This is a genomic window from Brevibacterium iodinum ATCC 49514, assembly GCF_900169265.1.
Lineage (GTDB): Bacteria > Actinomycetota > Actinomycetes > Actinomycetales > Brevibacteriaceae > Brevibacterium > Brevibacterium iodinum.
Genome location: NZ_FXYX01000025.1, coordinates 1 through 24,236, shown reverse-complemented (window position 1 = coordinate 24,236; position 24,236 = coordinate 1). Strand labels below are relative to the sequence as shown.

The following is a 24,236-nucleotide window of genomic DNA, read 5'->3' as shown; positions in this document are numbered from 1 at the left end:
TTGAGAGGACCAGGACATGGCAGAGAAGCAGAGCGCGATTCGAGACGTCGTGATCGTCGGAGCCGGTGCGGCCGGACTCAGCGCTGGCCTGACCCTGGCCCGCGCACGCCGGAGGGTGACAGTCATCGATGCCGGCCACCCGCGCAATGCTCCGGCCGACGGGGTCCATGGGCTCCTCGGACTCGAAGGCATCAGCCCCGCAGAGCTGTTGACCCGAGGCCGAGACGAAGTGCAGAGCTACGGCGGCGAGATCATCGACGGCCAGGTCACCGAAATCAGCGGCGAAGTCGACAGGTTCACAATCACCGTGGACAACGGCGAAGAGATCGTCGGCAGACGGCTGCTCATGGCGACCGGCCTCGTCGACGAACTGCCCGAGATCCCGGGCGTGCGCGAACAGTGGGGTCGTGGCGTCCTTCACTGCCCCTACTGCCACGGATGGGAGGTCCGCGACAGTCACATCGGCATCCTCGCCACCAGTCCGATGGCCATCCACAAGGCCTTTCTGTTCAAGCAGTGGAGCCCTCATGTGATGCTCTTCTCCGGAGACCAACAGCTGAGCGAGGAAGATCAGGTCAAACTTCGCGCGCTCGACATCCCAGTCATCGACGGGGACATCGACAGCCTGGAGATCACCGATGACACGCTCACGGGTGTGCGTCTGGGTGATGGACAGGTCATTGCCGTGGATGCTGCAGTCGTCGCTACGCCGATGGTTGCCCGCACCGAACTCTTCGCAGGGATCGGGCTCGAGCCCACGGCCCGTCCTGCTGGGGCTTTCATCGAAACCGAAGCCTTCGGGCAGACCGCGGTCCCCGGCGTCTGGGTGGCCGGCAATGCTACCGACATCGGAGCGCAGGTCAGTGGTGCGGCAGCGGCCGGTGCGCTCGCCGCACAGCACATCAACACCGACCTCATCTTCACCGACCTCGATCGCGCAGTGGCGCAGCACGAGACCGAGCAGGCACAGGAGGCAAGCTGATGACACACTCATTCGACAAGACCTACTGGGATCAGACCTGGACCGGTGAACGCGCCCCAGCGATGAGCTCAGGCGATCCGAACCCCCACCTGATCAAGGAGGTCAGCGGACTCGAATCCGGAACCGCACTCGACGCCGGCTGCGGTGCCGGAGCAGAGGCCATCTGGCTGGCAGCTCAGGGCTGGGATGTCACCGGAGCCGACGTTGCGAATGCAGCACTTGACCACGCGAAGGACCGCGCTGCGGTCGCCGGAGTCAGTGACCGGGTGCGCTGGATCCAGGCCGATCTCTCCAGCTGGGCGCCGGAGACGCAGTACGACCTGGTCACCACCCACTACGCGCATCCGGCAATGCCTCAGCTGGACTTCTACGGGCGCATCGCGGATTGGGTGGCACCCGGGGGAACACTCCTCATCGTCGGCCACCTCCACCACGGCCATGGCGACTCTCACGGCGATTCTCACCCGCCGGCAGTAGCCTCAGCGACTGCCGACTCGATCACTGAGCGTCTCGATCGAGTCGTCTGGACCGTCGTCACCGCCGAGGAATCCCAGCGCACCATGGCAGGACCCGGTGGCCGCACAATCACCATCGACGACGTCGTGGTGAGGGCAGTGCGCAGCCGCTGAGCCGCGTCACTTTCCGGGTGCGAGCACCTCGGGTTCGCCGAGGGAGAGCATGAGGCGGTTGGCCCAGTTGAAGAAGGCTGCGCAGTTGAGTACGTCGATGATGTCGCCATCGTCGAGGCCGGCCTCGCGCAGTGCATTGACATGCGCAGGACCGAACGCCTGCGGGGTCAGCGTGAGAGCCGCGGAAGCGTCGACGACAGCGTCCCAGACAGCATCGCCGAGGTTCGACGGCGTTTCCACACCCGTGTCGAGCAGCGTCTGCACCAGGTCCCGGCGACCCGACTCCTCCGTGGCCCGGTCCGAGTGGATCGAGGCGCAGAACAGGCACCCGTTGAGACGTGAGGCCACGGTCGCGGCCAGCTCACGTTCGGCCCGGCCGAGCCCGTCGGTGGTGTTGAAGAAGATGTCGAGGTCGGTCAGTGTTCGTGCCCGCAGGGCCGCCGGATCCCTGGCCAGGAGCCGGAAGTAGGGGTTCTTCGCCCGCCCCGCCTCGATGAGTGCCTCGCGCTGGACATCGGTCAGGTCCGCCTCGGCGACGGGGGAGATCCAGGGCACCCAGCCCAGCCCGGACTGCTGGAACAGCTCCGGACGGGTGAGCCCGGGATAGGTGCTGACGCGCTCGCCGACCCGGGCCAGAGCCTCGCTGCCGTTCGACGAAGCGGCAGAGTCCCTCGCAGAGGTGGCCTCGCCGTCACCGTCGCCCGCTTCGGGCGGTTCGTCCGAGACCGGGGGCAGGGTCGTCGCCGGTGCGTGGACCAGGGCAGTGAGTCCGGTGCTGATGCGGATCTGGAAGTTGAGGAATGACACGAGCTGCGCGAGCGTGACGATCGAGTCTTCGTCCCAGCCGGCGTCGAGGAGCAGCGCCATGTGTTCGGGACGTGAGTCGCGGGGATGCAGAACTAGGAGATGGGCGAATTCGAGGCCGGCGGCCAGCTGTGCGCCCAGCACCTCGCTCGACTTCTTCTCCACACTCAGCCAGGGTCCCGGGACGTTCTCGGCCGCCAGGGCAGCCGATTCGAAGGTTCCGTAGGGGCCGCGCACGGTCGAACGGGAGTCGAGTTCGAGCAGCACCTCATCGAGGAGTTCGGCGATCTCCCAGGAGGCGACCTCGTCTTCGTCACGGAGGAGGTCACGGTAGAACTCCTCGGCCGCGGGCGCGCCGAGGAGGCCGGCCGTGAATGCGGCGACGGCATAGCGGTCACGGTGGGAGAACCCACCGGTCTCAGCTGGTTCGAGCAGCGCTTCGAAGCTGAGCTGGGCGTTGTCCTTGGCCTGTGCACGGTGATCGCGCAGCTTGTCGAGGGGGTCCTGTGCGGCGATTCCGGCGAGGGTGTTGATGATGTCGGTCATGTCAGGCCGCCTGTTCCGTCGTGAGCGTCAGTCCCAGGGCCGGGGCCACCTCGGTGGCCAGGAGTTCGATGGACCGCAGCGTCGTCTCATTCGTCGCCGGCACCGAGTGTACCTGGAAGCTGACGTCGGTGGCCCGGTTCAGCACACGGTCTGTCGCCAGGCGTTCGATGACCTGCTCGGGGGTGCCGAGGTAGGTGTCGGTGGCGATGAGCAGCTCGTCCAGGCTCAGCCCCGAGGTGTCATAGCCGACGAGGCGATCTGCCTCGGCCCGCAGCGCCGGTTCGGTCCGGGCGCGGAGTTCGGGCAGCGCTGCGGCATCGGCGACGACGGCCGTGCGCGATGCCAGGATTCGGGGCTCCACACCGGAGGGAAGGTTCGCCAGGTAGGTGTCGATGACCGGCAGCTGCACCTCGTCGAGGGTTGCTTCGGGCTTGTCCTGGGAGCGGGGTTGGGTGCGCGAGAGCATGAGGCCATCACCGGCGGCACCGGCAGCTCCGGATCCGCCGGAGGAGAAGGTGGCCTGCCAGAGGCGCTCGGAGAGCCGGGTCGGTTCCGGATAGAGCGCATGCCCGGTCTCCAGGGACTGACCTGCCAGCAGAGTCTTCAGTGCCGCGAGGTTGTCGGCGAAGACCTCACGTCGTTGATCGAAGCTGGTGCCGAAGGCGGGGAAGGACTTCGGGTTTCCGCCCGAACCGAGCCCGATCTCCAGGCGTCCCCCGGAGAGCACGTCGGTGACCGCAGCGTCTTCGGCCACACGCACGCCGTTCTCCATGGGCAGGGTGATGATCGCCGTGCCCAAGCGGATCCGCGAGGTCTGGGCTGCCGCATGGGCGAGGAACACGAGTGGGGAGGGCAGGCCGCCCTCGGTCGCAGAGAAGTGGTGCTGGGCCACCCACGCGGAGTCGAAGCCGTGGGCCTCGGCCGCCTGGATCTGTTCGAGTGCGAACCGGTAGCGCTGAGCTGCCGGGGCGTCCTCGAGCAGGCGGGTGAAGAATCCGAGCCGGGGACCGGTGGAACTGTTCGTCATCGTGTCAGTCTCAACTTTCTGCTGCGGTGAGCAATGTGGGTGTCGAAGCGGCGCTGTCTCCGTTGCCGTGGAGCATCACGGGGCGGGGGATCGCATCGAGGAGGGTGCGCGTGTACTGAGTCTGCGGGCGAGCGAAGAGGTCCTCCGTCGGTCCGTTCTCCACCAGTCGTCCCTGCGACATCACCGACACGGTATCAGCGATCTGTCGCACGACAGCGAGATCGTGGGAGATGAAGACATAGGTCAGTCCCAGGTCAGATTGGAGATCGTCGAGGAGGGTCAGAATCTGGGCCTGCACGGTCACGTCGAGGGCCGAGACGGCCTCATCGAAGACGACGAGCTCGGGGCCGGCGATGAGGGCCCGCGCGATCGCCACCCGCTGCAGCTGACCGCCGGAGAGCTCGGCCGGTCGACGCTCGCCGAACTCGGTAGGCAGGGCAACCCTCTCCAGGGCCTCGGCGACGAGGGTCGGTCGCGAATTCCGGGAACCGATGCGGAAGTTGCGCAGCGGTTCGGTGAGTATCTGGCCGATGGTGTGCTTGGGATCCAGTGCCGAGTACGGGTTCTGGTGCACGAGCTGGACCGTGCGGCGGAAGTCGCGCAGGCGGGCCCGCTCCGCACGACCGCGCAAAGAGTCATCGGTGTCGAAATTGCCGACGCGGATGCGACCGGACTGTGGGGTGAGGAACCCGGCCAGGGCCTTGCCCGTCGTCGTCTTCCCTGAACCGGATTCGCCCACGATGCCGTGGGTGGTGCCGCGTTCGACGTGCAGTGACACGTCGTCGATGCCGATGACCTGATCATCGTTGCGGGCATAGACCTGAGTCAGGCCCTCGACCGAGACGAAGGGGGCCTGCGCCTCGGCGAGTGCGGCGGTGGTTGTGGCCTGTCGGTGGGACTTCGTCTTCAGCGCCGGGGCGTCGGCAAGCAGCCGCGAGGTGTAGTCGGTGGCAGGCCGGGAGAAGATCTGAGCCGCCGGTCCGGCCTCGACGACGCGTCCGGACTGCATGACGACGACCTCATCGGCGCGTTCACCGGCGACGGCGAGGTCGTGGGTGATGAAGAGGACGCCCATCTCGGTCTCTGCGCGCAGCTCATCGAGGAGATCGAGGACCTGCTTCTGCACGGTCACGTCGAGGGCCGAGGTCGGCTCGTCGGCGATGAGCAGTCGTGGGCGCAGTGCGATCGCGGAGGCGATGAGGACTCGCTGGCGCATTCCCCCGGAGAGCTCATGCGGGAACTGATCGGCGCGCATCTGCGGCCGATCGATGCCGACTCTGGTCAGCAGTTCGATGACCTGGGCACGGGCAGACTTCCGATCGGCGCGCTTGTGGATCCGCAGCGCCTCGGCGACGGATTTGCCGATGGTCTGCAGCGGATTGAGTGAACTGCCGGGGTCCTGGGGGACGTAGCCGATCTGACTGCCGCGGATCCCACGCCAGCCGCTGGTTCCCAAGCCACCGAGATCGACCTCACCTAAGTGGATGTGCCCGGTCGTGATCTGCGCGGACTCCGGGAGGAGGCCGATGGCAGCATTCGCGGTCGTGGACTTGCCGGACCCGGACTCGCCGACGACCGCGGTCATCGACCCGGCGCGCACGGCGAAGGTCACGCCGTCGACGGCCGGGGCCGAGGACTGGAAGTAGGCGACACTGAGATCCTGCACGGACAGCAGGGGTGCGGACTCGGTCATGATGTCACCTTTCTCAGGGTGTTGCCGATTTGGTGGGTGGCCAGGACGATGGCCATGACGACGAAGCCGGGCAGCACGGTCAGCCACCATGCGGTGGCGACGAAGTTGCGGCCCTCGGCGATGATGAGGCCCCATTCCGGTGTCGGCGGGGGAGTCCCGTAGCCCAGGAAGCCCAGCGTCGAGATCTGGAGGATCGCGGATCCGATCTGGAGGACGGCCAGGGACAGCACGGGCGAGATCGAGTTGGGCAGGATATGGCGGACGAGGACGGAGAAGAAGGTGCCGCCCGAACCGTAGGCCGCGGCCACGAAGTCGCTGGTGTTGATGCGCACCGCCTCTGACCTCGACAGTCGTGCGAACTGGGCGATGGCCGTGACGCCGACGGCGATGGCCGCGTTGATGGTGCCGAAGCCCAAGACGACGACGATCGAGAGGCTGAGCAGGATCGCCGGGATCGAGAGCAGCACGTCGATCAAGCGCATGAGCACATCGTCGACCCAGCCGCGGCGGGTGCCGGCGATGAGCCCGATGGCCGTGCCCACGATGAGTCCGACACCGACAGCCACGAGTGCTGCGAGCAATGACTGTGACGCGCCGTAGACGACGCGGGTGAAGGCATCGCGGCCGGTCTGGTCGGTGCCGAACCAATGCTCGAGGCTCGGGGCCAGAAGGGCAGGGGTGTCTCCGCCGTCGTTGGGATCGAAGTGGGTGAAGAGACCGGGGAACAGCGCCCAGGCGATGGCGATGAGCAGCACCAGCCCGGAGGCGATGGTGGCCGGGGTGATCGCGGCGCGTGCCCGGCCGCCGCGAACTCGGCGGGTGTCGGTGCCGGTGCCTTGGCCGCGTGTGAAGACGATGCTCATGAGTCCTTCTCCTTCGCCTCGTCGTCCCAGTCGAGGTCGACGCCGACGCTGGCCGCGGTCGCCGTCAGGGCGCGACGTGAGGGTTCGTCGTGGCTGCGCAGTGGCCTGCCCGCCGAGGCGGAGCTGCGTTTCGTGCGCAGTCGGACGTCGATGACGGGGTAGAGGAGGTCGACTGCGAGGTTGATGATGACGTAGCCGAAAGTGGCGATAACCACGACGGCCAGCAGGATCGGATTGTCCCGGTGGGTGACCGCTTGGGCGGTGATGAGTCCGATGCCGTTGCGTCCGAACACGGTCTCGGTGACGACAGCGCCGGCGACGAGTTCGCCGAATACGAGGCCGATGATCGTCAGACCCGGCAGCACCGCATTGCGGGCGACGGTATGGACGAGGATCCACAGTTCGGAGGCGCCCTTCGCGGTGGTGACCTTGACGAACCCGGAGGCCTGCACCTCGGTGATGGAACGGATGAGCACTTGGGCGATCGGTGCCGACAGCGGAACCGCCACGGTCAGAGTCGGCAGCACGAGCGCCTCGGCGGGGCCGGGGTCGACGACGGACACGAGACCGAGCTGGAAGGAGAAGACCTGGATGAGCAGGATTCCGAGCCAGAACACCGGGATGGAGATGAAGAGACTGGGCACCGAGTCGAGGACCCGGCGGACGCGGGCCGTCGGGCCGGTGGCCGGGCCGAAGGTCGCGAAAACGGCGATGACGACCGCGAGGACGAGGGCAGTGACGAACCCGGAGGCCGCGAGCACCGCGGTCGACGGCAGAGCCGCCGCGATGATCGTCGAAACGGCCGCACCCGTCTGCACGGAATAGCCGAAGTCGCCTGTGAGGAACCCGGTGAGGCTGGTGAGGTACTTGCCGAACCAGGATTCGTCGGCACCGGTGGACTCCCGGATCTCAGCGATCTGGTCGGGGGACAGGCCCAGGGCGGGATCGGCGAAGCGGGCGGTGACGCCGTCGCCCGGGATGAGGCTGAGCAGGATGAACGCCGCTGTGAACGCGAGCAGCAGCACGAGGACGGCTTGGCCCAGGCGCAGGATGAGGTAGCGGGTGTCGAGGATCATTTCTCTCCTGCCAGCCAGGTGCTGTAGAAGTCGGGGCGTCCCACGGGTTCGGTGGTGAAGCCGTGGACGCGGCGGCGGAAGGCGAAGACCTGCGGTTCTTCGAAGAACGGCAGCACATAGGCCTGGTCGACGAGGTAGTTCTGGACCGCCTCGGCGGCCTTCTGGCGCTTCTTCTCGTTGGGTTCGGACGCCAGCGTTTCGAGGAGTTCGTCGATCTTCGGGTCGACCGAATCGTCGTCGGCGTCCGCGCGGTCGACTCCGTTGAGGAAGACGTCGCGATTGACCGAGGAGTAGTTCGAGCGCAGATTGTCGAAGTCGGCGCGGGCGACCATCGAGTGGTAGATCTGCACGGTGTCGAGTTCGAGAGCGTCGAGCGTCTGCTTCGACTGGTCCCCGGGGTTGATCGACAGGCGCACCCCCACGCGGCGCAGCTGCTGCTGGATGAGGGTCTGGACCTCGTTCGACCGCGGCTGCGGCAGTGCGATATTCACCGTCAGCGCCAGCGGAGTTCCGTCCTTGACGCGGTAGCCCTGCCCGTTGCGCTCGCTCCAGCCGGCCTGGTCGAGGAGGCGGTTCGCCTTGTCCGGGTCGAAGTCCCATGATCCGGACTGGTCGGTGTAGCCCATGGCGCCCTTGGCCAGCAGGCCGGTGGCCAGCGGGTAGTTCGGGGTGAAGAGCTTGTCGACGATCTCCTGCCGGTCGATGGCGGCGATGAGCGCTCGCCGGACGTCGATATCGGCAAGCAGGTGGTGGCGGAACCGGAAGTTGATGCTGTTGTTGATTCCGTTCGTCGCCTTCGCATAGAGGCGTAGGCCCTGTTCGGTCACGCGGGACTCATCGGGGGCCTGGACGTCGCGAACGCCGTCTGCCTGTCCGGAGAGCACGGCCCCGATGCGCACGGAGTATTCGTTGTTCGTCAGGTAGTCGATGCCGTCGAGGTGGGCCCGGCCCTGATGCTTCAGGTGCGGGGGCGCCCAGTCGTAGTCTTCGCGGGCACGGACGGAGAGCTTTGTGCCGATGGTCTCGGCAGTGATGTGGAAGGGCCCGCAGGTGTGGATCTGCGTGGCTCCGCCAGGGCCGAAGCCTTCGGCGTCGAGGTCGAGAGTGGAATCGGCGAGCAGCCCTGCGTTCATCGTCGAGGTCGCCTGGGCGAAACCGGGGGAGGGTGCCGAGAAGTGGAACCGGACCCGATTCCCGTCGAGGACTTCGCTGCGTTCGTAGTTCGAGATCTGTTCGGACACCGGCAGTGTGCGTGATTCGTCGCCGCGGCCGAAGAGGTCGAAGTTCTTCGCCACATTCTCCGGTGTCAGCGGTGAACCGTCCGAGTAGGTCACGCCCTTGCGGATGGTGAAGGTGTAGGTCGTGGCCTCGGCGTCGGTCTCCGGCAGGTCGGTGGCCAGCCACGGATGGAGCTCGAGGGTCTCGGGATCCTGCCACAGCAGGCGTGCCGAGATGTTGTTCATGATTCCGCCGTTCGGGTAGAAGCCGACCGACGGCGGGTAGAGCAGGGTCCAGGTCTGGGGTTCGAAGTAGGTGAGCACTCCGCCGCGGACGGGTTCGCCCTCGGCCAAGGAACCGGAGTCGTGGGGAGTGCAGGCGGTGAGGGTGAGCAGAGTGCCGAAACCGAGACCGAGGCTCAGTATCGAGCGGCGGTCGAGGCGGCGGTCGGTCAGACTCGCGGAGGCGGAGAGACGGTCCGGCATGGAAGAGGTCCTTCGGGCAAGTGGGATGGAACAGAGAGAGCTAAGTGATAGTTCAACAATATGCGGACATCGCAGGTGCCGCTGACGGCAGACAGAGGCGGTGTCCGGCATGGAGCCCGAAGTGGATGTGCATGCATTGAGTTAAGCGCATCCGTGCAATCGCCGTCAATCCGGGGCTTAATATTGAGACATGTTGAACAGTGCGGAATTCGATCATCTCGTCATCGCCGTCCCAGATCTGCAGGAATATGTTGAGCAATGTGAGGGTCGCCTGGGGGTGAGGCCCGTCGATGGTGGAGCCCATCCGGGCTTGGGCACGGCCAATGCGCTGCTCGGACTCGAGCTCAGCGATGAACTCTCCGATTCGCTGGGACTCACACGTCAGAGCGGCCCGAAACCGCTGACGTACCTCGAGATCCTCGGTCCCGACCCCGAGCAGGACCCGGTGCTGGCGGCCACGCGGTTGGCCGGGGTCACCGCACCGACCGTGCAGAGGTGGGCGATCCGTCCGGACGATTTCGACGGCTTCGTCACGGCCGCTGCGCAGCCACGGGAACCGCGCGTCCGCCTCGGCGAGGTCCATGGCATGACCCGCCGCAGACCGGACGGAACCGTCCTCGACTGGCGCCTGACCAGGCGCACCCCGCTGCCGTGGTCGGGAATCCAGCCGTTCCTCATCGATTGGAAGGACACCGAGCATCCCGCGATGCAGGAGATGCCGTCGGTCCGACTCGAGAGCCTGTGGGGCACGAGCGAGGACCCGGATGCGGTAGGTTCGGTCCTTGACCTCTTCGGCATCGGACTCGACATCATTGCCCTCGATGTCGAAGAAGGGGAGACTGAGGGCCTACACGCTCATCTGAAAGGTCCGGGTGGATCATGGACTCTCTGAACACCATTCCCGCGCAGCTCGACCACCTCATCATCACGGTGCCCGACCTCGACGCCGGGGTCGCCGCCGTGGAAGAGGCCACCGGGCTGCGCGCGGTTCCCGGCGGTTCGCACCCGGGGCGAGGGACCGCGAACTATCTGCTCGGGCTCACCCCGAATGGTTGGCCGGAGGGAGCCCACACCTACCTCGAGATCCTCGGCCCCGACCCGCAGCAGGAGCCGCCCGCCGACGGCACCCTGCCGCTCGACGCTCATCTGGCCGCCGAGCCGACCCTGCAGACCTGGGCCATCCATCCGCCGGCGTTCCTCGCGAAGATCGCGGCCGCGAACACCGCGGGCATCGACTTCGGCGAGGTCCAGGACATGGCTCGGGACACCGCCGAGGGCGACCGCCTCGAATGGCGACTGACCACCCGATCTCCATTGCCGCATGGTGGTGCGCAGCCGTTCCTCATCGACTGGGGCGAATCCGTCCATCCCGCCGAGGCGGCCCTGCCCGCCCTCGAACTGCTCGACTTCCGCGTGGAATCGCCCGAGCCCGAGGCGGCGCAGCAGGTGCTCGAGGTGCTCGGGGCCGGTGACACCGCAGTGGTCGCGGGGTCGGACTGCCGTCTGCGGGCCAGGCTGCGCGGACCCGGCGGCGTGCTCGAGTTCTGACTTCGCCGAAAAACAGGCTGAGTGTCGAGACACGGGTGTGTGCGCACGTTTCTCGACACACAACCCGTTTCTCGATGAATCGGCAGGAGATAGACTCACAGGCGTGCTCAGTCAAACCCGTCTCGCCTCCCGTCCACGCCTCCGCACCCTGACCTCGCTTGTCGCTGTCTCGCTGGTCGTCGGACTGAGCGCCTGCGCGCCCGCCGCAGACGAAGAGACGCGGCCGACTCCGAAGGCGGCCGAAACGCAGGCCGCCTCGTCGGACCCGAGCGACTCAGCCGAGGCCAAGCCGAGTGAGTCGCCCACGCCCACCGAGACCGCGAACGTCGAGGATGCAGGAGCGGCCGGAGTCAGCGAAGACGATATCGACGATCATGGCAGTGGGAAATGGGACCGGCCGAAAGAGGTGACCGGTCCCAACCGCGACGAGGGCAAAACGTTCAAGGTGGCCCTGCGCGTCGAGGACAACCTGCCCATCGACGTCGATGAGGCCGGCGACTTCATCATCAAGACCCTGCAGGACGAACGCGGTTGGCAGGGCCTGGACGACGTCTCCATCGAGCTCGTCGATGAAGGCCAGGACACGATGATCTCCATCGCCAGCCCCGATACCGTCGACGAGATGTGCCTGCCGCTGCGGACCCTGGGCAAGCTGTCGTGCCGCAACGGACCCAACGTCATCCTCAACGCGAAACGCTGGGTCTCCGCCACCGAAGAGTTCGACGACATCGTCCAGTACCGGCAGTACCTCATCAACCACGAGGTCGGTCACGCTCTCGGCCACGGCCACGAATCCTGCCCCGGACCAGGTAAGATCGCACCGCTCATGCAGCAGCAGACGAAGGGCCTGCAGGGATGTGAGCCGAACGGATGGCCCTCGAAAGGCTAGTTCCGCGGCAGTCGCGGACAGACTCCGGCCGCGATAGAGAGCAGGCCCCGCAATTGCGGGGCCTGCGCTGTCATTGCGTAGACGTGCGTATCAGTGCTTGGGCGAGCGGGGCCGCAGAGAGTATTCTCCGGCACCCTGCTTGGCCTTCTCGTACGCGATCTCATCGCTGACGGAGCTCGTGCCCGAGGGAGTCAGCGAAACAGGCTGTTCGACGACAGCGATGCTGTCGGTCGCGACGACCTCACGCTGATGGTCCGTCGGGGCGCCCGCATCGATCTTCGTGGCGAGAGCCTTCTCACGAACGAACATGAGGATGACTGCCGCGATGATTCCCAGCGGGCAGACCCACAGGAAGATCGGCACCAGCGCATCGCTGTACGCATTGACGATGATCGAGTGGATCGGATCGGGCAGCGACTTGACCACCTCGGGGGTCAGTGAGTTCGACCCCGTGCCCTTCATCGCCTGGGCGACCTGGGGTCCCAGGGACTTGATGCCGTCCTCGAGGTTGGATGCCAGCCGCGAGGTGAAGAGCGAACCGATCAGTGACATACCCAGCGTGCCGCCGATCTGCCGGAAGAAGTTGTTCGACGCCGTCGCCGTGCCGACCATCGCCACCGGGAACGAGTTCTGGACGATGAGCACGAGCATCTGCATCGACAGTCCCAGGCCGAGGCCCAGCACACATAGGCAGCCGATGACGACGAGAACGTTCTGATCGGCCGTGACGAAGGTCCCCATGAGGAAGAGGGCGACGCCGACGATCGCGCTGCCGAGCACCGGGTACCACTTGTACCGTCCCGTCTTCGAGACGACGAAGCCGATGATGACCGAGCTCGGCAGCATCACGGCCATCATGGGCACCATGAGGAGCCCGGCCTTCGTCGCTTCGATCCCGTGGGCCATCTGCAGGAACGTGGGCATGTACGAAAGGACGCCGAACATGCCGATGGCGATGCACATACCGGCGATCGTGCAGAGGACGAAGTTCGTGTCCTTGAATACGAACATCGGGATGACGGGTTCGGGCACAGCCTGTTCGACGAAGACGAAGACGACGGCGCTGATGACGGCGATGGCGATGAGTCCGATGATGATCGGATCGTCCCAGTCGTACTGATGCCCGCCCCACGAAGTCGTGAGGATGAGTGCCGAGGTGAATTCGGCGATGAGGATCATGCCCGCGACATCGACATGGCGTTTGACCGACCGATCCGACTTGGGGACCTTGAGGAAGAGGATGGCGGCGATGAGCGCGAGAACGCCGAACGGAAGATTGAGAGCGAATGTCCAGCGCCAGCCCGGACCCTCGGTGATCCAGCCTCCGATCAGCGGTCCCGCCACCGAGGTGACCGCGAAGTTCGCCCCCATGATGCCCATATACGGGCCGCGTTTGCGCGCCGGCACAACCGCGGCGATGAGAGCCTGCGAGAGGATGATGAGACCGCCGCCGCCGAGGCCCTGAACGACGCGTGCGGTGATGAGGACGGCCATGTTGTGGGCCAGGAAGCCGACGATCGAACCGAGGATGAACATGCAGATGGCGAAGATGAAGATCTTCTTCCGGTTGAACGAATCGCCCAACTTGCCGTAGATCGGCATCATGATCGTCGACGCCAACATGAACGCCGTCGAGACCCACAGCATCTGGTCGACGCCGTTGAGGTCGCCGACGATGGTCGGCAGGGCCGTGGCCAACATGGTCTGGTTGAGCGAGAACATGAACATTGCCAGCATCAGGCCGGTGAACAGCAGGAGGACCGACGAGGTCTCGATCTCCGGCTCCTCCTCGGCGCTGTGCTGCCTCTCGGCAGCGGGCTGGGGGGCGGTAGTGGTCATTTCAGCCTTTCTAAGAGGGTCAGGAACAGTTCGATCGAGGAGGTGAACGCCTGGTCCACCCGTTCGTCGTCCAATTCGTGTTCGGTGTCGAAACGCGCGGAGGCGAAAGCATGCTCGAGCGGGATGCTGCATAGCTGCGCGAGCATCCGCGCGGCCCTTGCGGCGGTGTCGTCATCGGCAAAGGTGATTCCGCGACGTTCGATCCGCCGGCGGATGCCGGTGATGATCTGCTCGGAGTAGTGCCGCTTCGTCTCCATGCTGAGCATGCCGAGGTGCGGATGCCGAGCCTGGATTGCGCGCAGCTTCTGCTTGTTCGCCGACCGCGGCAGCAGGAATTCGAACGCGGCGCGGATGGTGAAGGAGAGATCCTCCGCCAGACGCTCGCGCCGGGGCTCGAAGTCCTCGATGAATCGCTGCAGTGCGGCTGCGATGTCGTCCGAGGCCGTCAGTCCGACGATCGCCATCTCCTTAGTGGGGAAATAGTTGAAGAACGTGCGCGTCGAGACCTCCGCAGCTTCCGCGATCCGAGCCACGGTCACCTCGTCGAGGCCATGATCGAAGACGAGATCGACGGCCGCGGCGTGGATGGACGCGCGGCGCTCACGGGTCTGACGTTCGCGCAGGGTTTCGGTCGGTTCGGAGTTCACCAGAAAAGTATGCACCTCTTGCAAATTTGCACCAAATGAAGAAATGCATGCGATGCATTTCTCGAGCGTGATGTTAGTCATACTCCGTCGTCGGGCGGGCGACAGGTGGGAATATAAGTCCGCATGCACCTGTTGATTGAGTCGTATACGCTCAACTTTGAAAGAGGAGGTCAGCTTTGGCCACATTCTTCGGACCCGCAGGCTCAGGCGGAGACTCGTTCGACGAGTTCCTCGCTCGTTTCCTCCAGGGACAGACCGGAGCCCGCCGAGGCCGTTCCGTCGACATCAACCGACTGCTGAGCAAGCGCAGCCACGAGGTCATCGAAGCGGCAGCGGAGTTCGCAGGGCGACACGGTCAGTCCGAGGTCGACGCGCTCCACATCCTGCGCACCATGGTCGATTCCGAACCCGGAATCTCCGCCGTGCGCCAGGCCGGCGCCGACCCCGAGGCCATCGCCCATGCGATCGAAGAGCGCCTCCCGGCCAGCACCGACACCGAGGCGGATTCCACGCCCACACTGACCGGTTCCGCCCAGCGTGCCCTGCTCGACGCCTACCAGGTGGCGCGAGCCTTCGGGTCGACGTACATCGATCCCGAACACATGTTCTTCGCCTTCGTGCTCAACCAGGAGATGCCCGCCGGTCGGATCCTCGCCCAGGCAGGCGTCACCCAGGCAGCACTGCAGGCCGGTGCCGAGGCAGCCGAAGCCGCAGGCTTGCACCCCGGCCAGGAGGCCGAAGGTGAGGGCGGCCAGGAATCCGTGCTGGAGAAGTTCGGCACGGACCTCACCGAACTCGCAGCCGAAGGCAAGCTCGATCCCGTCATCGGCCGCTCGGAGGAGATCGAGCAGACGATCGAGATCCTCGCCCGCAGGACGAAGAATAACCCGGTTCTCCTCGGTGAGGCCGGTGTCGGCAAGACTGCGGTCGCCGAGGGACTCGCCCAGGCCATCCATTCGGGGGAAGTTCCCAAGCAGCTGCAGGGCAAGCGCATCGTCGCTCTCGATATGCCTGGAATGCTCGCCGGCACCCGTTACCGCGGTGACTTCGAAGAGCGCCTGACCGGAGCTCTGAGCGAGATCGCCGACGACGGAGACATGATCGTCTTCGTCGACGAACTCCACACCCTCGTCGGTGCCGGCGGCAACGGCGAAGCGAACTCGATGGACGCCGGCAACATCCTCAAACCGCGCCTGGCCCGCGGCGATCTGCACATGATCGGCGCGACCACGCTCAAGGAGTACCGCACCATCGAGAAGGATTCGGCTCTCGAGCGTCGCTTCCAGCCGGTGACCGTGGGTGAGCCGAGCGTCGAAGATGCGGTGACGATCATCGACGGGCTGAAGGATCGCTACGCGGATTTCCACGAGGTCACCTACACTGCTGAGGCGGTCCGTGCGGCCGTGGAGCTGTCGAACCGCTACATCACCGACCGCTTCCTGCCGGACAAGGCCATCGACCTCATCGACCAGGCCGGCGCCCGGATGTCGCTCAGGCGCGGACCCGCGGTCGATATCGACGCGCTCAAGCTCAATCTCTCCGAACTCGAAGCGGAGAAGAAGTCCGCTATCGAGGTGGAGGACTACGAGCGTGCCGGCCGTGTCCGCGATGAGATCAACGAGGTGACCGCCCGGATCGAATCCGCCGAGAATCCGGACGCGGAGGCCGCGAAGACCGCTGCAGCCGAGGCGATCATCGGTGAACAGGAGATCGCGCATGTGGTCTCTCGGGCCACCGGAATCCCGGCAGCACGGATGACGCAGAGCCAGAAGGCACGACTGGCGAATATGGAGGAGGTCCTCCACGACCGGGTGGTCGGACAGGACGAAGCCGTGACCGCCGTGTCGCGCGCGATCCGCCGCAGCCAGACCGGTATGGCCGATCCCAATCGGCCCATCGGCAGCTTCCTCTTCCTCGGCCCCACCGGTGTCGGCAAGACTGAGCTGGCGAAGGCTCTGGCGCAGACCCTGTTCGACGACGAGTCGGCCATGATCCGCTTCGATATGAGCGAGTTCGGCGAACGCCACACGGTGTCCCGCCTCGTTGGTGCTCCTCCCGGCTACGTCGGCTACGACGAGGCGGGGCAGCTGACTGAGAAGGTCCGGCGTCGCCCGTATTCGGTCATCCTCCTCGACGAGGTCGAGAAGGCCCACCCGGATGCGTTCAACCTGCTGCTGCAGGTCCTCGACGACGGACGGCTCACCGACGGCCAGGGCCGCACGGTCGACTTCCGCAACACCGTGGTCATCATGACCTCGAACCTCGGTTCCGAGTTCATGTCCGGCACTCCGCTGGGCTTCGCCTCCGGGGCCGCGGGAGATGCGGAGAAGGATCTCAAGGCCAAGGTCATGGGGCGTCTCAAGGAGTTCATGCGGCCGGAGTTCATCAACCGCATCGATGACACCGTGATGTTCTCGCGGCTCGATCGCGAGCAGCTGCGGTCCATCGTCGATCAGGAGCTGGCCGCGTCGAAGCAGCGCCTCGAGGCCCAGGGCATCGCCCTCGATGTCTCCGCAGAGGCTCTCGACTGGCTGGCCGATGAAGGATACGAACCCGAGTTCGGCGCCCGTCCGCTGCGTCGCACGATCCAGCGCGAGCTCGACGACCGCATCGCCGATCTCCTCGTCACCGAGGCGGTCGATGAGGGTGGCACCGTGCGTGCCACTGTCGAAGACGGCGCACTCAAGGTCGTGGCCAGCACCCGCCCGGAGCCGATCATCGCCTGATCACCGAGGCGGCCCTGCACCGGCCGTCGCCCACAGAGCCCGGGGCGGAGGATGGGAATCCTCCGCCCCGGGCTCTGTCGTTGTCTGGACTCAGCCGGACACCGGGGTGGTCGCCTCGGACCGCGGTTCGTTCGCACCGAGGAGCTTGTTGAGGACGAGCCGTTCGCCGAGGGTCCACGTGGTCGTCGTCGCCAGATAGAGCGCAGCGGCCAAGGGGACGAAGAGCGCGAAGATCGCCGTGAGGAACGGCATGAAGCTCAGGGTCTTCATCACTCCTGAGAGATCCGGCATCGCCGGAGCATCTGCCCCGTTCTTCGCCGGGGGAGCGGTCGGAGTCTCGGGTGTGGCCGGGGTGAGCAGGTGTCGGGAGAACCCCGCGACGACGGCGATGAGGACGACGAGAATGAGGTAGACCGTGATCGCGGTGCCGGTCAGATCGCCGGCGCCGAGCAGTTTGACGAAGCTCGTGCCCAGCGGCAGGCCGAAGAGCGTATGCCCGAGCAGCTCATTGACGTGTCCGTCGATCGTCGCATTGATGAAAAGACCGTAGACCGCCATGAGCACGGGCATCTGCGCGAGCAACGGAAGGCACCCGGCGAAAGGGGACGCGTTCTCCTTCTTGTACAGCTCCGTGAGCTTCTGCTGCATGAGTTCGGGCTGCTTCTTGTATTTCTTCTGCAGCTCGCTGATCTTCGGCGCCAGTCGTTTCCGAGTGATGCCTGCCTTGACCTGGGACACCCCGACGGGGATGAGCACGGCGCGGACTAGGACGGTGAGCACGATGACGGCCAGGGCGGCGCTGAAGCAGCCGGCGAGTGGTTCGAGAATGTCGCTGATCCCCGTGACCACCGTGTAGGCGGCCTCGACGAGCAGACGGATGGGCAGGAATTCGTAGATGTTCACGAGTGAGTGTCCTTCGGACAGGGCGCACTGCGGCGCGGTTGATTAGGCCGTTGCAGGCCATCACCGTGACGTTTGATGACAATTGCCCGCGCCGAGGCGGGGAGACGTTCCGTACGGAACTTGATCGAGGTCGTTCAGGCGATGGCGTGAACGACGGAAGAGGGGGCTCTGGGCAGAGCCGTACCCGGAGTGCCGGGTTCCTCCGGCATATGGAATTCGCGGACGCTTCGGCGCGTGCCCGGCAGAGACGGCGGGCGTGCCGACAGCGAGAGCACACGCAGCAGAGCCATGCTCGCCCATGCGGCGATCGGTGTCAGCAGCGCTGCACCGAGGAGAGCCAGGACGATGAGATGAGTGGGGGACTGGGGCACGACCGATTCGAGGTCGGAAGAGAGCACGACGACGAGCAGCTGCAGAGTCAGCCACATATTCGCCATTATCTCGTCCCCTTCCCGGTGCGTCGATGCTAACACGCGGGCCTGCGCGGAGGTCTCAGTCCTCTGCGTCGGCGGCGAGGTCCGGATCACGAGCGAGACGCACGAGCGCGGCCGCGAGGCCGGCGAGGTCGTCGTCAGCGACCAATGCGGTCAGCTTCTCGTCCTGCTCCGGCAGCCCGGCCGTCTTCGCGCCCTTGCGGACGAGCGGGTCAAACGCGGGCCTCACCGAGGGCCAAACCTGCTGGACCTCTCGGAGGAAGATCGACGCTCCGGTCGGACCGATGCCGGTGAATTCCTGCAGCAGCCTCACAATCCGACCAGGCTGCCCCTCGGCCTCATCGCGCAGCTTCCGCAGGTCCCCGTCCCAGCGGTCGATGAGCAGATCGGCGGCCTCGGCCAGACGCGTGGCGGTGCTCTCGTCGTAGCGCCGATATCCGCCTCGACCGAGCGCATCGACCCGTTGCTGCCACGTGCTCGCGCGCAGACGCTGCGGCGTCCTCCACTTCGCCGAGAACAGCTCGCGCGCGCTCGCGAGGGCGATGTCGGAGCTGATGCGCGTGGACAGGAGCAGGCTGAGGACGAGCAGCTGCCACAGTGGGGCCGGCTTGTCCCGGAGAGTGATCGCAGCCTCCGCGGCGAAGGTGCGCCCGTGCGCATCGATGAGTCGAGCGGCGTGTTCTCGCTGTGTGCTCATGCGGCCGATCCTATGTCCGGGCCCGGTCGAAGAGTCAAGGGCCACCGGAGCCTCAGCCGCCGGTGCCCGTCGATGATGCACGCGATCGCCGACACCATCGCCGCGATCCCCAACGACGTGGTCACCATCGCCTTGGGGTGGGCCGCCTCGGCGGGACAGTTCGTCCTCAGCGTGGGAACAGCCAGGGCGACGACCTCCGATCGGTCAGAGACACCGTCCTGCATCGGATCGCCGAGGCGACCGGAAAGACCTACGACCGCATCTTCGACGACTCCCTGCGTGACCGGTGGTTCACCGCCGAGGAGGCGATCGAGTACGGACTCATCGATCGCGTCATCGACTCCCAGTCCGACCTGCGAGGTCAGAACGGAATGAGGATGACTGAAGTGAAGTGGCTGACAGGTGTTGCGGAAACGGCGGTAGGTTAAGTTAGGCTGGCCTATGTTAATGTCGAGGGGCCGTTTCAGGCTCCGACCACTGTCGAAAGGACAGGAATGTCAGTTCCTCACAGCCGCCGGGCCGTCATCTCCGGAGCGCTCGTCGCGCTCTCGTTCACCGCCACCGCCTGCGGGCAGGGATCGCAGGCCGCGGAGGAATCCGGGTCCGCGAATTTCGAGACCGTGACGATCAAGCACGCACTCGGCGAAGCGGTCATCGAAACCGAGCCCGAACGCGTCGTCACCCTCGGCCAGGGATCGACGGAGACTGCGATCGCTTTGGGCAAGACACCGGTCGGAATGGAGGAATATGCCTGGGGATCCGATGACACCGGCTACATGCCGTGGATCTACGAGGCTGTGAAGGACAAGGGTGAGAAGCTGCCCGAACAGTTCCAGGGCGATACGGAACTCGACGTCGAGGCCATCGCCGAACTCGAACCGGATGTCATCCTCGCCCCCTGGTCGGGAATCACTGCCGAGCAGTACAAGCAGCTCGATGACATCGCCCCGACCGTGGCGTACCCGAAGCAGCCGTGGACGATCAAGTGGGATGAGCAGATCACCACGATCGGCAAGGCGCTCGGTCAGGAAGAGGAATCAGAAGGCCTCGTCGACGACATCAAGACGCAGTTGAAAGAGGCGAAGCGGGAGGAATACAAGGACTTCACCTTCTCCTTCATCTACAACTCGGGTCCCGGCACCCTCGGCGTCTTCTACCCCAACGAGCAGCGGGTGGCGATGGTCTCGGCACTCGGGCTGACCCCGGATCCGATCATCGACGAGCTGAAGAAGGACTACGACGAGCCGGGAACGGATTCCGCGCTCATCGGTCTGGAGAACGCGGACAAGCTCAACGATTCGGACCTCATCTTCACCTTCTACTCCGATGAGAAGAACAGGAAAGAGATCGAATCGCAGGGACTGTATGCGAACATTCCGGCGATCAGAGCCGGGGCCGTCGTGGCTCCGGATGATCAGCCCTTCGTCACCGGATCCTCGATCATCAACCCGCTCACCGTCCCCTGGACGCTCGAGCGCTATGTGCCGATGATCGACAAAGCGGTGAAGAAGCTCGACAAGTAAGTCGTCGGCGAGGAGCCTGCCGCATCAGTCAGGCAAGCAAGCTGGGCGCTCTCATTCGAGGGCGCTCAGCTTCTTCCATTCATCCCACGAGTACACCCAATCAGAGATGTCGCTGTCATTGGTCGACAGGCTCACTTGGGAACCGGTGACCTCGACGGGATCGCCGAAGATGGCGGAGTCGTAGTACTCCTTGGCCCGTTCGGTGGTGAGATTGATGCAGCCGTGGGAGACGTTCTGCGAGCCTTGGACGCCTGCCGACCACGGGGCGGCGTGGATGAATTCTCCGTTGTTGTGGATGCGCACCGCCCACTGCACATCTGTCTCGTAGTCCCATTGTTCGGAGGTCATCGTATAGTCGGCGGCCTTCGACATGACCACATGCGTGCCGTTGAAGGACGGGGACTTCGGTGCGCCGAGCGAGGCCGGGAAGTCCATGACGGTCTTGCCGTCACGAGTGACGGTCATGCGATGGGACTTCGCATCGGCCTTGACGACCTGCTTGCGCCCGATCTCGAAATCGAGGGTGAGGTCATTCTGACCCACGCTGTTCTCACCCGTCGGCACATCCTTGAGCGGTACGTCGACGGAGACCTTCGAATGAGCGGGCCAGAATTCCTTTGGGCGGAAATGCAGTCGGGACTGCGGATCGTCGTAGAGCCAACCCCAGGAGCCCTCGACCTCTCGCTCCTTGCCGTCTTCATCGGTGACCTTGACCGAGAGGCGGCGTTCGACATCGTCGCGGAAGTCCTTGGACACGGTGGAGCCGAAGTTGAGCATGATGGGGGCGGCGACGCCGACCGTCTGATCATCGGCGAGCGTTGTGCGCACCGACATCGGAGCGCCGTCGCTGGCGCCGACGGTGATCGTTGCGTCGAGGTCGACCTCGTCTCCGTCGGCAGTGGTGGCGGTGACTTTCAGGGTGTATTCGCTGTCGGCGACGAGGCCGTAAGTCGAGATCCAGGCGGCGGATTCGTCCGGGGCGTCGACCGCCTCGGCGGTGTCCTTGTTGTCTGCTTGGGCGTCCTTCGAACCATCGTCGGCGGTCTCGGACTCGGTGGAGCTCGTTGTCGACGAACCAGCTTGGGCGTCGTCATCTGTCTCGAGCGCCGTGCCCGAAGCGTCGAAGAACATGCCGGGATCGTGCGCGATCCGGGGGTGGGCCTCCTCGGTGACGGAGATGTCACTGAGGTCGGCGTTCTCGACGGAGATGCCGATCCGCTGGCCGGCCTCGAGGTCGATGTCGTCACCGGATTCGGTCACCTCGCCGAAGTCCGCGGCGCCGGGCATCGCGGCCGCCGCATCGGCGGACTCGCTCGGCTGGGCTGAGGAGGTCGCATCGCTGGGCTGCGAAGACGGCGTCGATTCGGACGCGGATTCTGCTGCCTCGGAGGGGATGGCTCCGACGCGGAACACGGGATCAGCGGCCGCCTTGGCGGTCTTGTTTGCGTCTTTGCGGGTCGCGTTCGGATCGGAGCTCGACGGCGTGCACGCCGTGAGCAGAGCCAGTGCCGAAAGGGCGGCAATAGCCCCTTGGATCTTCGATGACAACAGGGAACCTCGTTAGAGAACAGGGATGAGAACTGCGAATAATGGTAATGAAGCAAAATCACGAAAGTATTACCGATTTCGCTTCTTCGCCCCGATTCCGGCGCCCGAAAGGTCGTGGAGGCAAAGCTGACCTGGGCAGATGGGGGAGAGGGGGAGTTGTGGAATTGTGATGTTGGGGAATAGAGGACTCCCCGTGCACCCGACAGAGCTCGCTTACCCTTGCTGCCTTCCGGCCCTGGGGGAGTTCACAAGATGACGCCGCACGGGGAGCCGTGAATCAGTCTAGTCGAGAGCGGCCTCGGTGAACAAAACGAGTGGGCGGGGCCACAAGATTGCGACAAGGACACTGTTATCCACTCGTGACAGAAACATCATCTGAGCGGGACATTCACTGGATAGTGTGGACGCATCCTCGTTTCCCATCCCTAAGGAATGACGGAAGCATCGAGCCCAGACGGGAGGACGGAGTGCAGCCGTCGGCAGAACGGCATCTCCGCGCCGTCGCCGATTGAACCGCGTGCCGTCGGGCGATGAGGTCGTGTGTTCACCTGCGGGAAGTGGGATGCTTCACACTCGGCCACCGCGATTTCGCATTGTCGTCATGACTCGGATAAGCTGATTCGCGGAGGATTCGCCTAGTGGCCTATGGCGCTCGCCTGGAACGCGGGTTGGGTTAACGCCCTCAGGGGTTCGAATCCCCTATCCTCCGCAGAGTGAAGGCCCCGGGAAACCGGGGCCTTCCGCTATTTCTCGGGCCGAAGCAGCCTTCATGCTCACATTGAATTTCCCCCAGATTCCTCAGGATTCCCGGAGATATGTGCCCAAAATGTGTCCACTGTCAGGGGTGTTAGGCCAAAAGTGTGTATGGCTGGGGAATGTTGATGGCGGTACTCAGCGCGGCCTACGGCCGTAGCCTTTCTGGATTCCGTTATCGTCCTCGACGCTGAACCTTGTGTCGTAGAGGCGATTCGTTTCTTCCCGCCCAGTCCTCTGGCTTTGCCAGCACGGGTGCCCGACGAGCCACTTTCCTTGCCTGGCGTAACGAAGGACGACGGATCTTTCGGGGCCTGGGTGCGCAGATGAAGCTGCCAGCTGATTCCGCGTCTACGACTTGCCTGGTCGTGAGTCCTCGATGGGCCCAATCCTTTGAGGTCTTTGAAATTGGAGGTTTGGCTCACGAGCCCCGAGGCGATGCGACGAATACTTCGTTGGCCCTTGGAGACCTGACTATCTCGAACACCGGGACTGCTGAGGGTTTGGTTGACTTCACGACTGGATAAGTTCCAGGAAGGATGGAAGTCATGCCAAAGATCTACACCGATGAGTTCAAGCAATCAGCGCTCGAGCTCCTGGGCGAGGGGATGACCCAGAAGCAGGTCTGCGCCGACCTCGGCATGTCGAAGTCAGCTCTCCAGGCCTGGGTGCGTGACTCACGGCTACGCGAGCACGGACTCGAGCCCTCTCGTGATGTCGAGGAGTCTCGCGCCCAGGCGGCAGCGCTGAAACGCATTCGCGAGCTCGAGCGTGAGAACAAGATCCTCCGCGAGGCCGCAGCGTACCTCTCGCAAGCGAACTTGAAGCTCGGTGGTCATCACCCAAAATGATGTACCCGCCGGTACCGTGACCTTTCTGCCACCGGGGTGCCGGTGGCAGTGGCCTGTCGGGTGCTCGGCTTTACCAAGCAGGGGTTCTACAAGTGGTGCGCTCATCCGGTCTCAGCTCGGGACTGGGACGAGGCACATCTGATCAATGCCGCCTACGACGTTCATACGGACGATCCTGAGTTCGGGCACCGGTTCATCGCCGATGAACTCCACGCCGCGGGTCTGCAGACGTCAGAGCGTCGTGTGTGGCGATTGTGCTCGCAGCAGGAGTTGTTCTCCCACACGATCAAACGGGCCCGGAAGCACGGTAAGAAGCCCGGCCCGCCAGTGTGTGATGACCTCGTCGAACGCGACTTCACAGCAAAGGCAGTCAACGAGTTGTGGCTGACCGATATCACCGAGCATCACACCAGTGAGGGCAAGCTGTAGGGACTGATGCAGGGTTAGGTGACATCTAATCTGGCTTGTTCATAGGCAAGCCTGGAAGGATAGACACCATGCCACAGCCCTACCCGAAAGAATTCCGCGACGACGTCATCCGCGTCGTCCAGACCA

General features: G+C 64.9%; 21 protein-coding genes, 1 tRNA gene, 1 other RNA gene and 1 pseudogene. 11 read left to right on the top strand and 13 right to left on the bottom strand.

What is annotated here, in order from left to right:
• Positions 1-16: 16 nt before the first annotated feature.
• A complete protein-coding gene (locus BI49514_RS14020; RefSeq protein ID WP_101547099.1) occupies positions 17-982 on the top strand; it encodes an NAD(P)/FAD-dependent oxidoreductase in 966 nt (321 codons plus the stop codon).
• Complete coding sequence (locus BI49514_RS14015) at positions 982-1,611, top strand: SAM-dependent methyltransferase (RefSeq protein ID WP_009883212.1); 630 nt, start codon at positions 982-984, stop codon at positions 1,609-1,611. The genes BI49514_RS14020 and BI49514_RS14015 overlap by 1 nt, the downstream gene beginning before the upstream one ends.
• Before the next feature lie 6 nt (positions 1,612-1,617).
• Here BI49514_RS14015 and BI49514_RS14010 read toward each other — a convergent pair whose 3' ends face one another.
• From BI49514_RS14010 to BI49514_RS13985, 6 genes are read right to left on the bottom strand one after another with little or no spacing between them, the layout of a single operon-like run.
• Positions 1,618-2,961: an alkylhydroperoxidase domain protein gene (locus BI49514_RS14010; RefSeq protein WP_101547098.1), complete on the bottom strand. Its 1,344-nt coding sequence runs from the start codon at positions 2,959-2,961 to the stop codon at positions 1,618-1,620.
• 1 nt (position 2,962) lies between these two features.
• Positions 2,963-3,988: a putative FMN-dependent luciferase-like monooxygenase gene (locus BI49514_RS14005; RefSeq protein WP_009883210.1), complete on the bottom strand. Its 1,026-nt coding sequence runs from the start codon at positions 3,986-3,988 to the stop codon at positions 2,963-2,965.
• Positions 3,989-3,998: 10 nt separating this feature from the next.
• On the bottom strand, positions 3,999-5,681 hold the full coding sequence (locus BI49514_RS14000) for a dipeptide ABC transporter ATP-binding protein (RefSeq protein ID WP_101547097.1): 1,683 nt from the start codon (positions 5,679-5,681) through the stop codon (positions 3,999-4,001).
• Positions 5,678-6,544 carry an ABC transporter permease gene (locus BI49514_RS13995; protein WP_101547096.1) on the bottom strand — a complete coding sequence of 289 codons (867 nt, stop codon included), beginning with the start codon at positions 6,542-6,544 and terminating at the stop codon, positions 5,678-5,680. Before BI49514_RS13995 ends, BI49514_RS14000 begins: the two co-directional genes overlap by 4 nt.
• The gene (locus BI49514_RS13990; protein WP_101547095.1) at positions 6,541-7,620 is read right to left on the bottom strand and encodes an ABC transporter permease; all 1,080 of its coding nucleotides are present in this window, start codon (positions 7,618-7,620) and stop codon (positions 6,541-6,543) included. Before BI49514_RS13990 ends, BI49514_RS13995 begins: the two co-directional genes overlap by 4 nt.
• Positions 7,617-9,323: a TIGR04028 family ABC transporter substrate-binding protein gene (locus tag BI49514_RS13985; RefSeq protein WP_101547094.1), complete on the bottom strand. Its 1,707-nt coding sequence runs from the start codon at positions 9,321-9,323 to the stop codon at positions 7,617-7,619. Before BI49514_RS13985 ends, BI49514_RS13990 begins: the two co-directional genes overlap by 4 nt.
• Before the next feature lie 190 nt (positions 9,324-9,513).
• Here BI49514_RS13985 and BI49514_RS13980 point away from each other — a divergent pair, with 190 nt between their 5' ends.
• The 3 genes from BI49514_RS13980 to BI49514_RS13970 all read left to right on the top strand — a co-directional run bounded on the left by BI49514_RS13980 (position 9,514) and on the right by BI49514_RS13970 (position 11,760).
• Positions 9,514-10,215 carry a VOC family protein gene (locus tag BI49514_RS13980; protein WP_101547093.1) on the top strand — a complete coding sequence of 234 codons (702 nt, stop codon included), beginning with the start codon at positions 9,514-9,516 and terminating at the stop codon, positions 10,213-10,215.
• On the top strand, positions 10,203-10,871 hold the full coding sequence (locus BI49514_RS13975; RefSeq protein WP_101547092.1) for a VOC family protein: 669 nt from the start codon (positions 10,203-10,205) through the stop codon (positions 10,869-10,871). Before BI49514_RS13980 ends, BI49514_RS13975 begins: the two co-directional genes overlap by 13 nt.
• Positions 10,872-10,974: 103 nt before the next feature.
• On the top strand, positions 10,975-11,760 hold the full coding sequence (locus BI49514_RS13970; RefSeq protein WP_244195017.1) for a DUF3152 domain-containing protein: 786 nt from the start codon (positions 10,975-10,977) through the stop codon (positions 11,758-11,760).
• A 90-nt stretch (positions 11,761-11,850) separates the two neighbouring features.
• Here the strand turns inward: BI49514_RS13970 and BI49514_RS13965 are convergent, their stop codons facing one another.
• On the bottom strand, positions 11,851-13,599 hold the full coding sequence (locus tag BI49514_RS13965) for an MDR family MFS transporter (protein WP_101547091.1): 1,749 nt from the start codon (positions 13,597-13,599) through the stop codon (positions 11,851-11,853).
• The gene (locus BI49514_RS13960) at positions 13,596-14,246 is read right to left on the bottom strand and encodes a TetR/AcrR family transcriptional regulator (protein ID WP_180954390.1); all 651 of its coding nucleotides are present in this window, start codon (positions 14,244-14,246) and stop codon (positions 13,596-13,598) included. The genes BI49514_RS13965 and BI49514_RS13960 overlap by 4 nt, the downstream gene beginning before the upstream one ends.
• Before the next feature lie 176 nt (positions 14,247-14,422).
• Here BI49514_RS13960 and BI49514_RS13955 point away from each other — a divergent pair, with 176 nt between their 5' ends.
• Positions 14,423-16,972: an ATP-dependent Clp protease ATP-binding subunit gene (locus BI49514_RS13955; protein ID WP_101547090.1), complete on the top strand. Its 2,550-nt coding sequence runs from the start codon at positions 14,423-14,425 to the stop codon at positions 16,970-16,972.
• A gap of 90 nt (positions 16,973-17,062) precedes the next feature.
• Here the strand turns inward: BI49514_RS13955 and BI49514_RS13950 are convergent, their stop codons facing one another.
• The 3 genes from BI49514_RS13950 to BI49514_RS13940 form a co-directional block, all read right to left on the bottom strand.
• A complete protein-coding gene (locus BI49514_RS13950) occupies positions 17,063-17,875 on the bottom strand; it encodes a YidC/Oxa1 family membrane protein insertase (protein WP_101547089.1) in 813 nt (270 codons plus the stop codon).
• A 134-nt stretch (positions 17,876-18,009) separates the two neighbouring features.
• Entirely contained in the window at positions 18,010-18,303 is a 294-nt protein-coding gene (locus BI49514_RS13945; RefSeq protein ID WP_257904135.1) for a hypothetical protein, read from the bottom strand.
• 64 nt (positions 18,304-18,367) lie between these two features.
• Positions 18,368-19,006, bottom strand: coding sequence for an endonuclease (locus tag BI49514_RS13940; RefSeq protein WP_101547087.1), 639 nt, complete (start codon positions 19,004-19,006; stop codon positions 18,368-18,370).
• A 12-nt stretch (positions 19,007-19,018) separates the two neighbouring features.
• Between BI49514_RS13940 and BI49514_RS13935 the strand changes: the two are divergent.
• Both BI49514_RS13935 and BI49514_RS13930 read left to right on the top strand, forming a co-directional pair.
• Positions 19,019-19,434 (top strand): annotated as a pseudogene (locus tag BI49514_RS13935) (ClpP family protease).
• Between the two features lie 66 nt (positions 19,435-19,500).
• Complete coding sequence (locus BI49514_RS13930) at positions 19,501-20,529, top strand: iron-siderophore ABC transporter substrate-binding protein (RefSeq protein WP_101547086.1); 1,029 nt, start codon at positions 19,501-19,503, stop codon at positions 20,527-20,529.
• Positions 20,530-20,580: 51 nt separating this feature from the next.
• Here the strand turns inward: BI49514_RS13930 and BI49514_RS13925 are convergent, their stop codons facing one another.
• Together BI49514_RS13925 and ffs are read right to left on the bottom strand one after the other, a co-directional pair.
• Positions 20,581-22,077 carry a L,D-transpeptidase gene (locus tag BI49514_RS13925; protein WP_244195018.1) on the bottom strand — a complete coding sequence of 499 codons (1,497 nt, stop codon included), beginning with the start codon at positions 22,075-22,077 and terminating at the stop codon, positions 20,581-20,583.
• 179 nt (positions 22,078-22,256) lie between these two features.
• Positions 22,257-22,352: signal recognition particle sRNA small type (gene ffs / locus BI49514_RS13920), an RNA gene on the bottom strand.
• Between the two features lie 349 nt (positions 22,353-22,701).
• On the opposite strand from ffs, the gene BI49514_RS13915 reads away from it, so the two are divergent.
• The 3 genes from BI49514_RS13915 to BI49514_RS17325 all read left to right on the top strand — a co-directional run bounded on the left by BI49514_RS13915 (position 22,702) and on the right by BI49514_RS17325 (position 24,110).
• Positions 22,702-22,786: transfer RNA gene (locus BI49514_RS13915), tRNA-Ser, on the top strand.
• Positions 22,787-23,378: 592 nt separating this feature from the next.
• On the top strand, positions 23,379-23,681 hold the full coding sequence (locus tag BI49514_RS17330) for a transposase (RefSeq protein ID WP_145996226.1): 303 nt from the start codon (positions 23,379-23,381) through the stop codon (positions 23,679-23,681).
• Between the two features lie 42 nt (positions 23,682-23,723).
• A complete protein-coding gene (locus BI49514_RS17325; protein WP_145996225.1) occupies positions 23,724-24,110 on the top strand; it encodes an IS3 family transposase in 387 nt (128 codons plus the stop codon).
• Positions 24,111-24,236 lie beyond the last annotated feature (126 nt).

Coding starts and splice junctions, on each gene's coding strand:
- BI49514_RS13940 (WP_101547087.1), bottom strand. CDS start 19,006: ATGAGCACACAGCGAGAACACGCCGCTCGACTCATCGATGCGCACGGG.
- BI49514_RS14005 (WP_009883210.1), bottom strand. CDS start 3,988: ATGACGAACAGTTCCACCGGTCCCCGGCTCGGATTCTTCACCCGCCTG.
- BI49514_RS14020 (WP_101547099.1), top strand. CDS start 17: ATGGCAGAGAAGCAGAGCGCGATTCGAGACGTCGTGATCGTCGGAGCC.
- BI49514_RS13995 (WP_101547096.1), bottom strand. CDS start 6,544: ATGAGCATCGTCTTCACACGCGGCCAAGGCACCGGCACCGACACCCGC.
- BI49514_RS13945 (WP_257904135.1), bottom strand. CDS start 18,303: ATGTGGCTGACTCTGCAGCTGCTCGTCGTCGTGCTCTCTTCCGACCTC.
- BI49514_RS13930 (WP_101547086.1), top strand. CDS start 19,501: ATGTCAGTTCCTCACAGCCGCCGGGCCGTCATCTCCGGAGCGCTCGTC.
- BI49514_RS13965 (WP_101547091.1), bottom strand. CDS start 13,599: ATGACCACTACCGCCCCCCAGCCCGCTGCCGAGAGGCAGCACAGCGCC.
- BI49514_RS13980 (WP_101547093.1), top strand. CDS start 9,514: ATGTTGAACAGTGCGGAATTCGATCATCTCGTCATCGCCGTCCCAGAT.
- BI49514_RS13985 (WP_101547094.1), bottom strand. CDS start 9,323: ATGCCGGACCGTCTCTCCGCCTCCGCGAGTCTGACCGACCGCCGCCTC.
- BI49514_RS14010 (WP_101547098.1), bottom strand. CDS start 2,961: ATGACCGACATCATCAACACCCTCGCCGGAATCGCCGCACAGGACCCC.
- BI49514_RS14015 (WP_009883212.1), top strand. CDS start 982: ATGACACACTCATTCGACAAGACCTACTGGGATCAGACCTGGACCGGT.
- BI49514_RS13990 (WP_101547095.1), bottom strand. CDS start 7,620: ATGATCCTCGACACCCGCTACCTCATCCTGCGCCTGGGCCAAGCCGTC.
- BI49514_RS17330 (WP_145996226.1), top strand. CDS start 23,379: ATGCCAAAGATCTACACCGATGAGTTCAAGCAATCAGCGCTCGAGCTC.
- BI49514_RS13975 (WP_101547092.1), top strand. CDS start 10,203: ATGGACTCTCTGAACACCATTCCCGCGCAGCTCGACCACCTCATCATC.
- BI49514_RS14000 (WP_101547097.1), bottom strand. CDS start 5,681: ATGACCGAGTCCGCACCCCTGCTGTCCGTGCAGGATCTCAGTGTCGCC.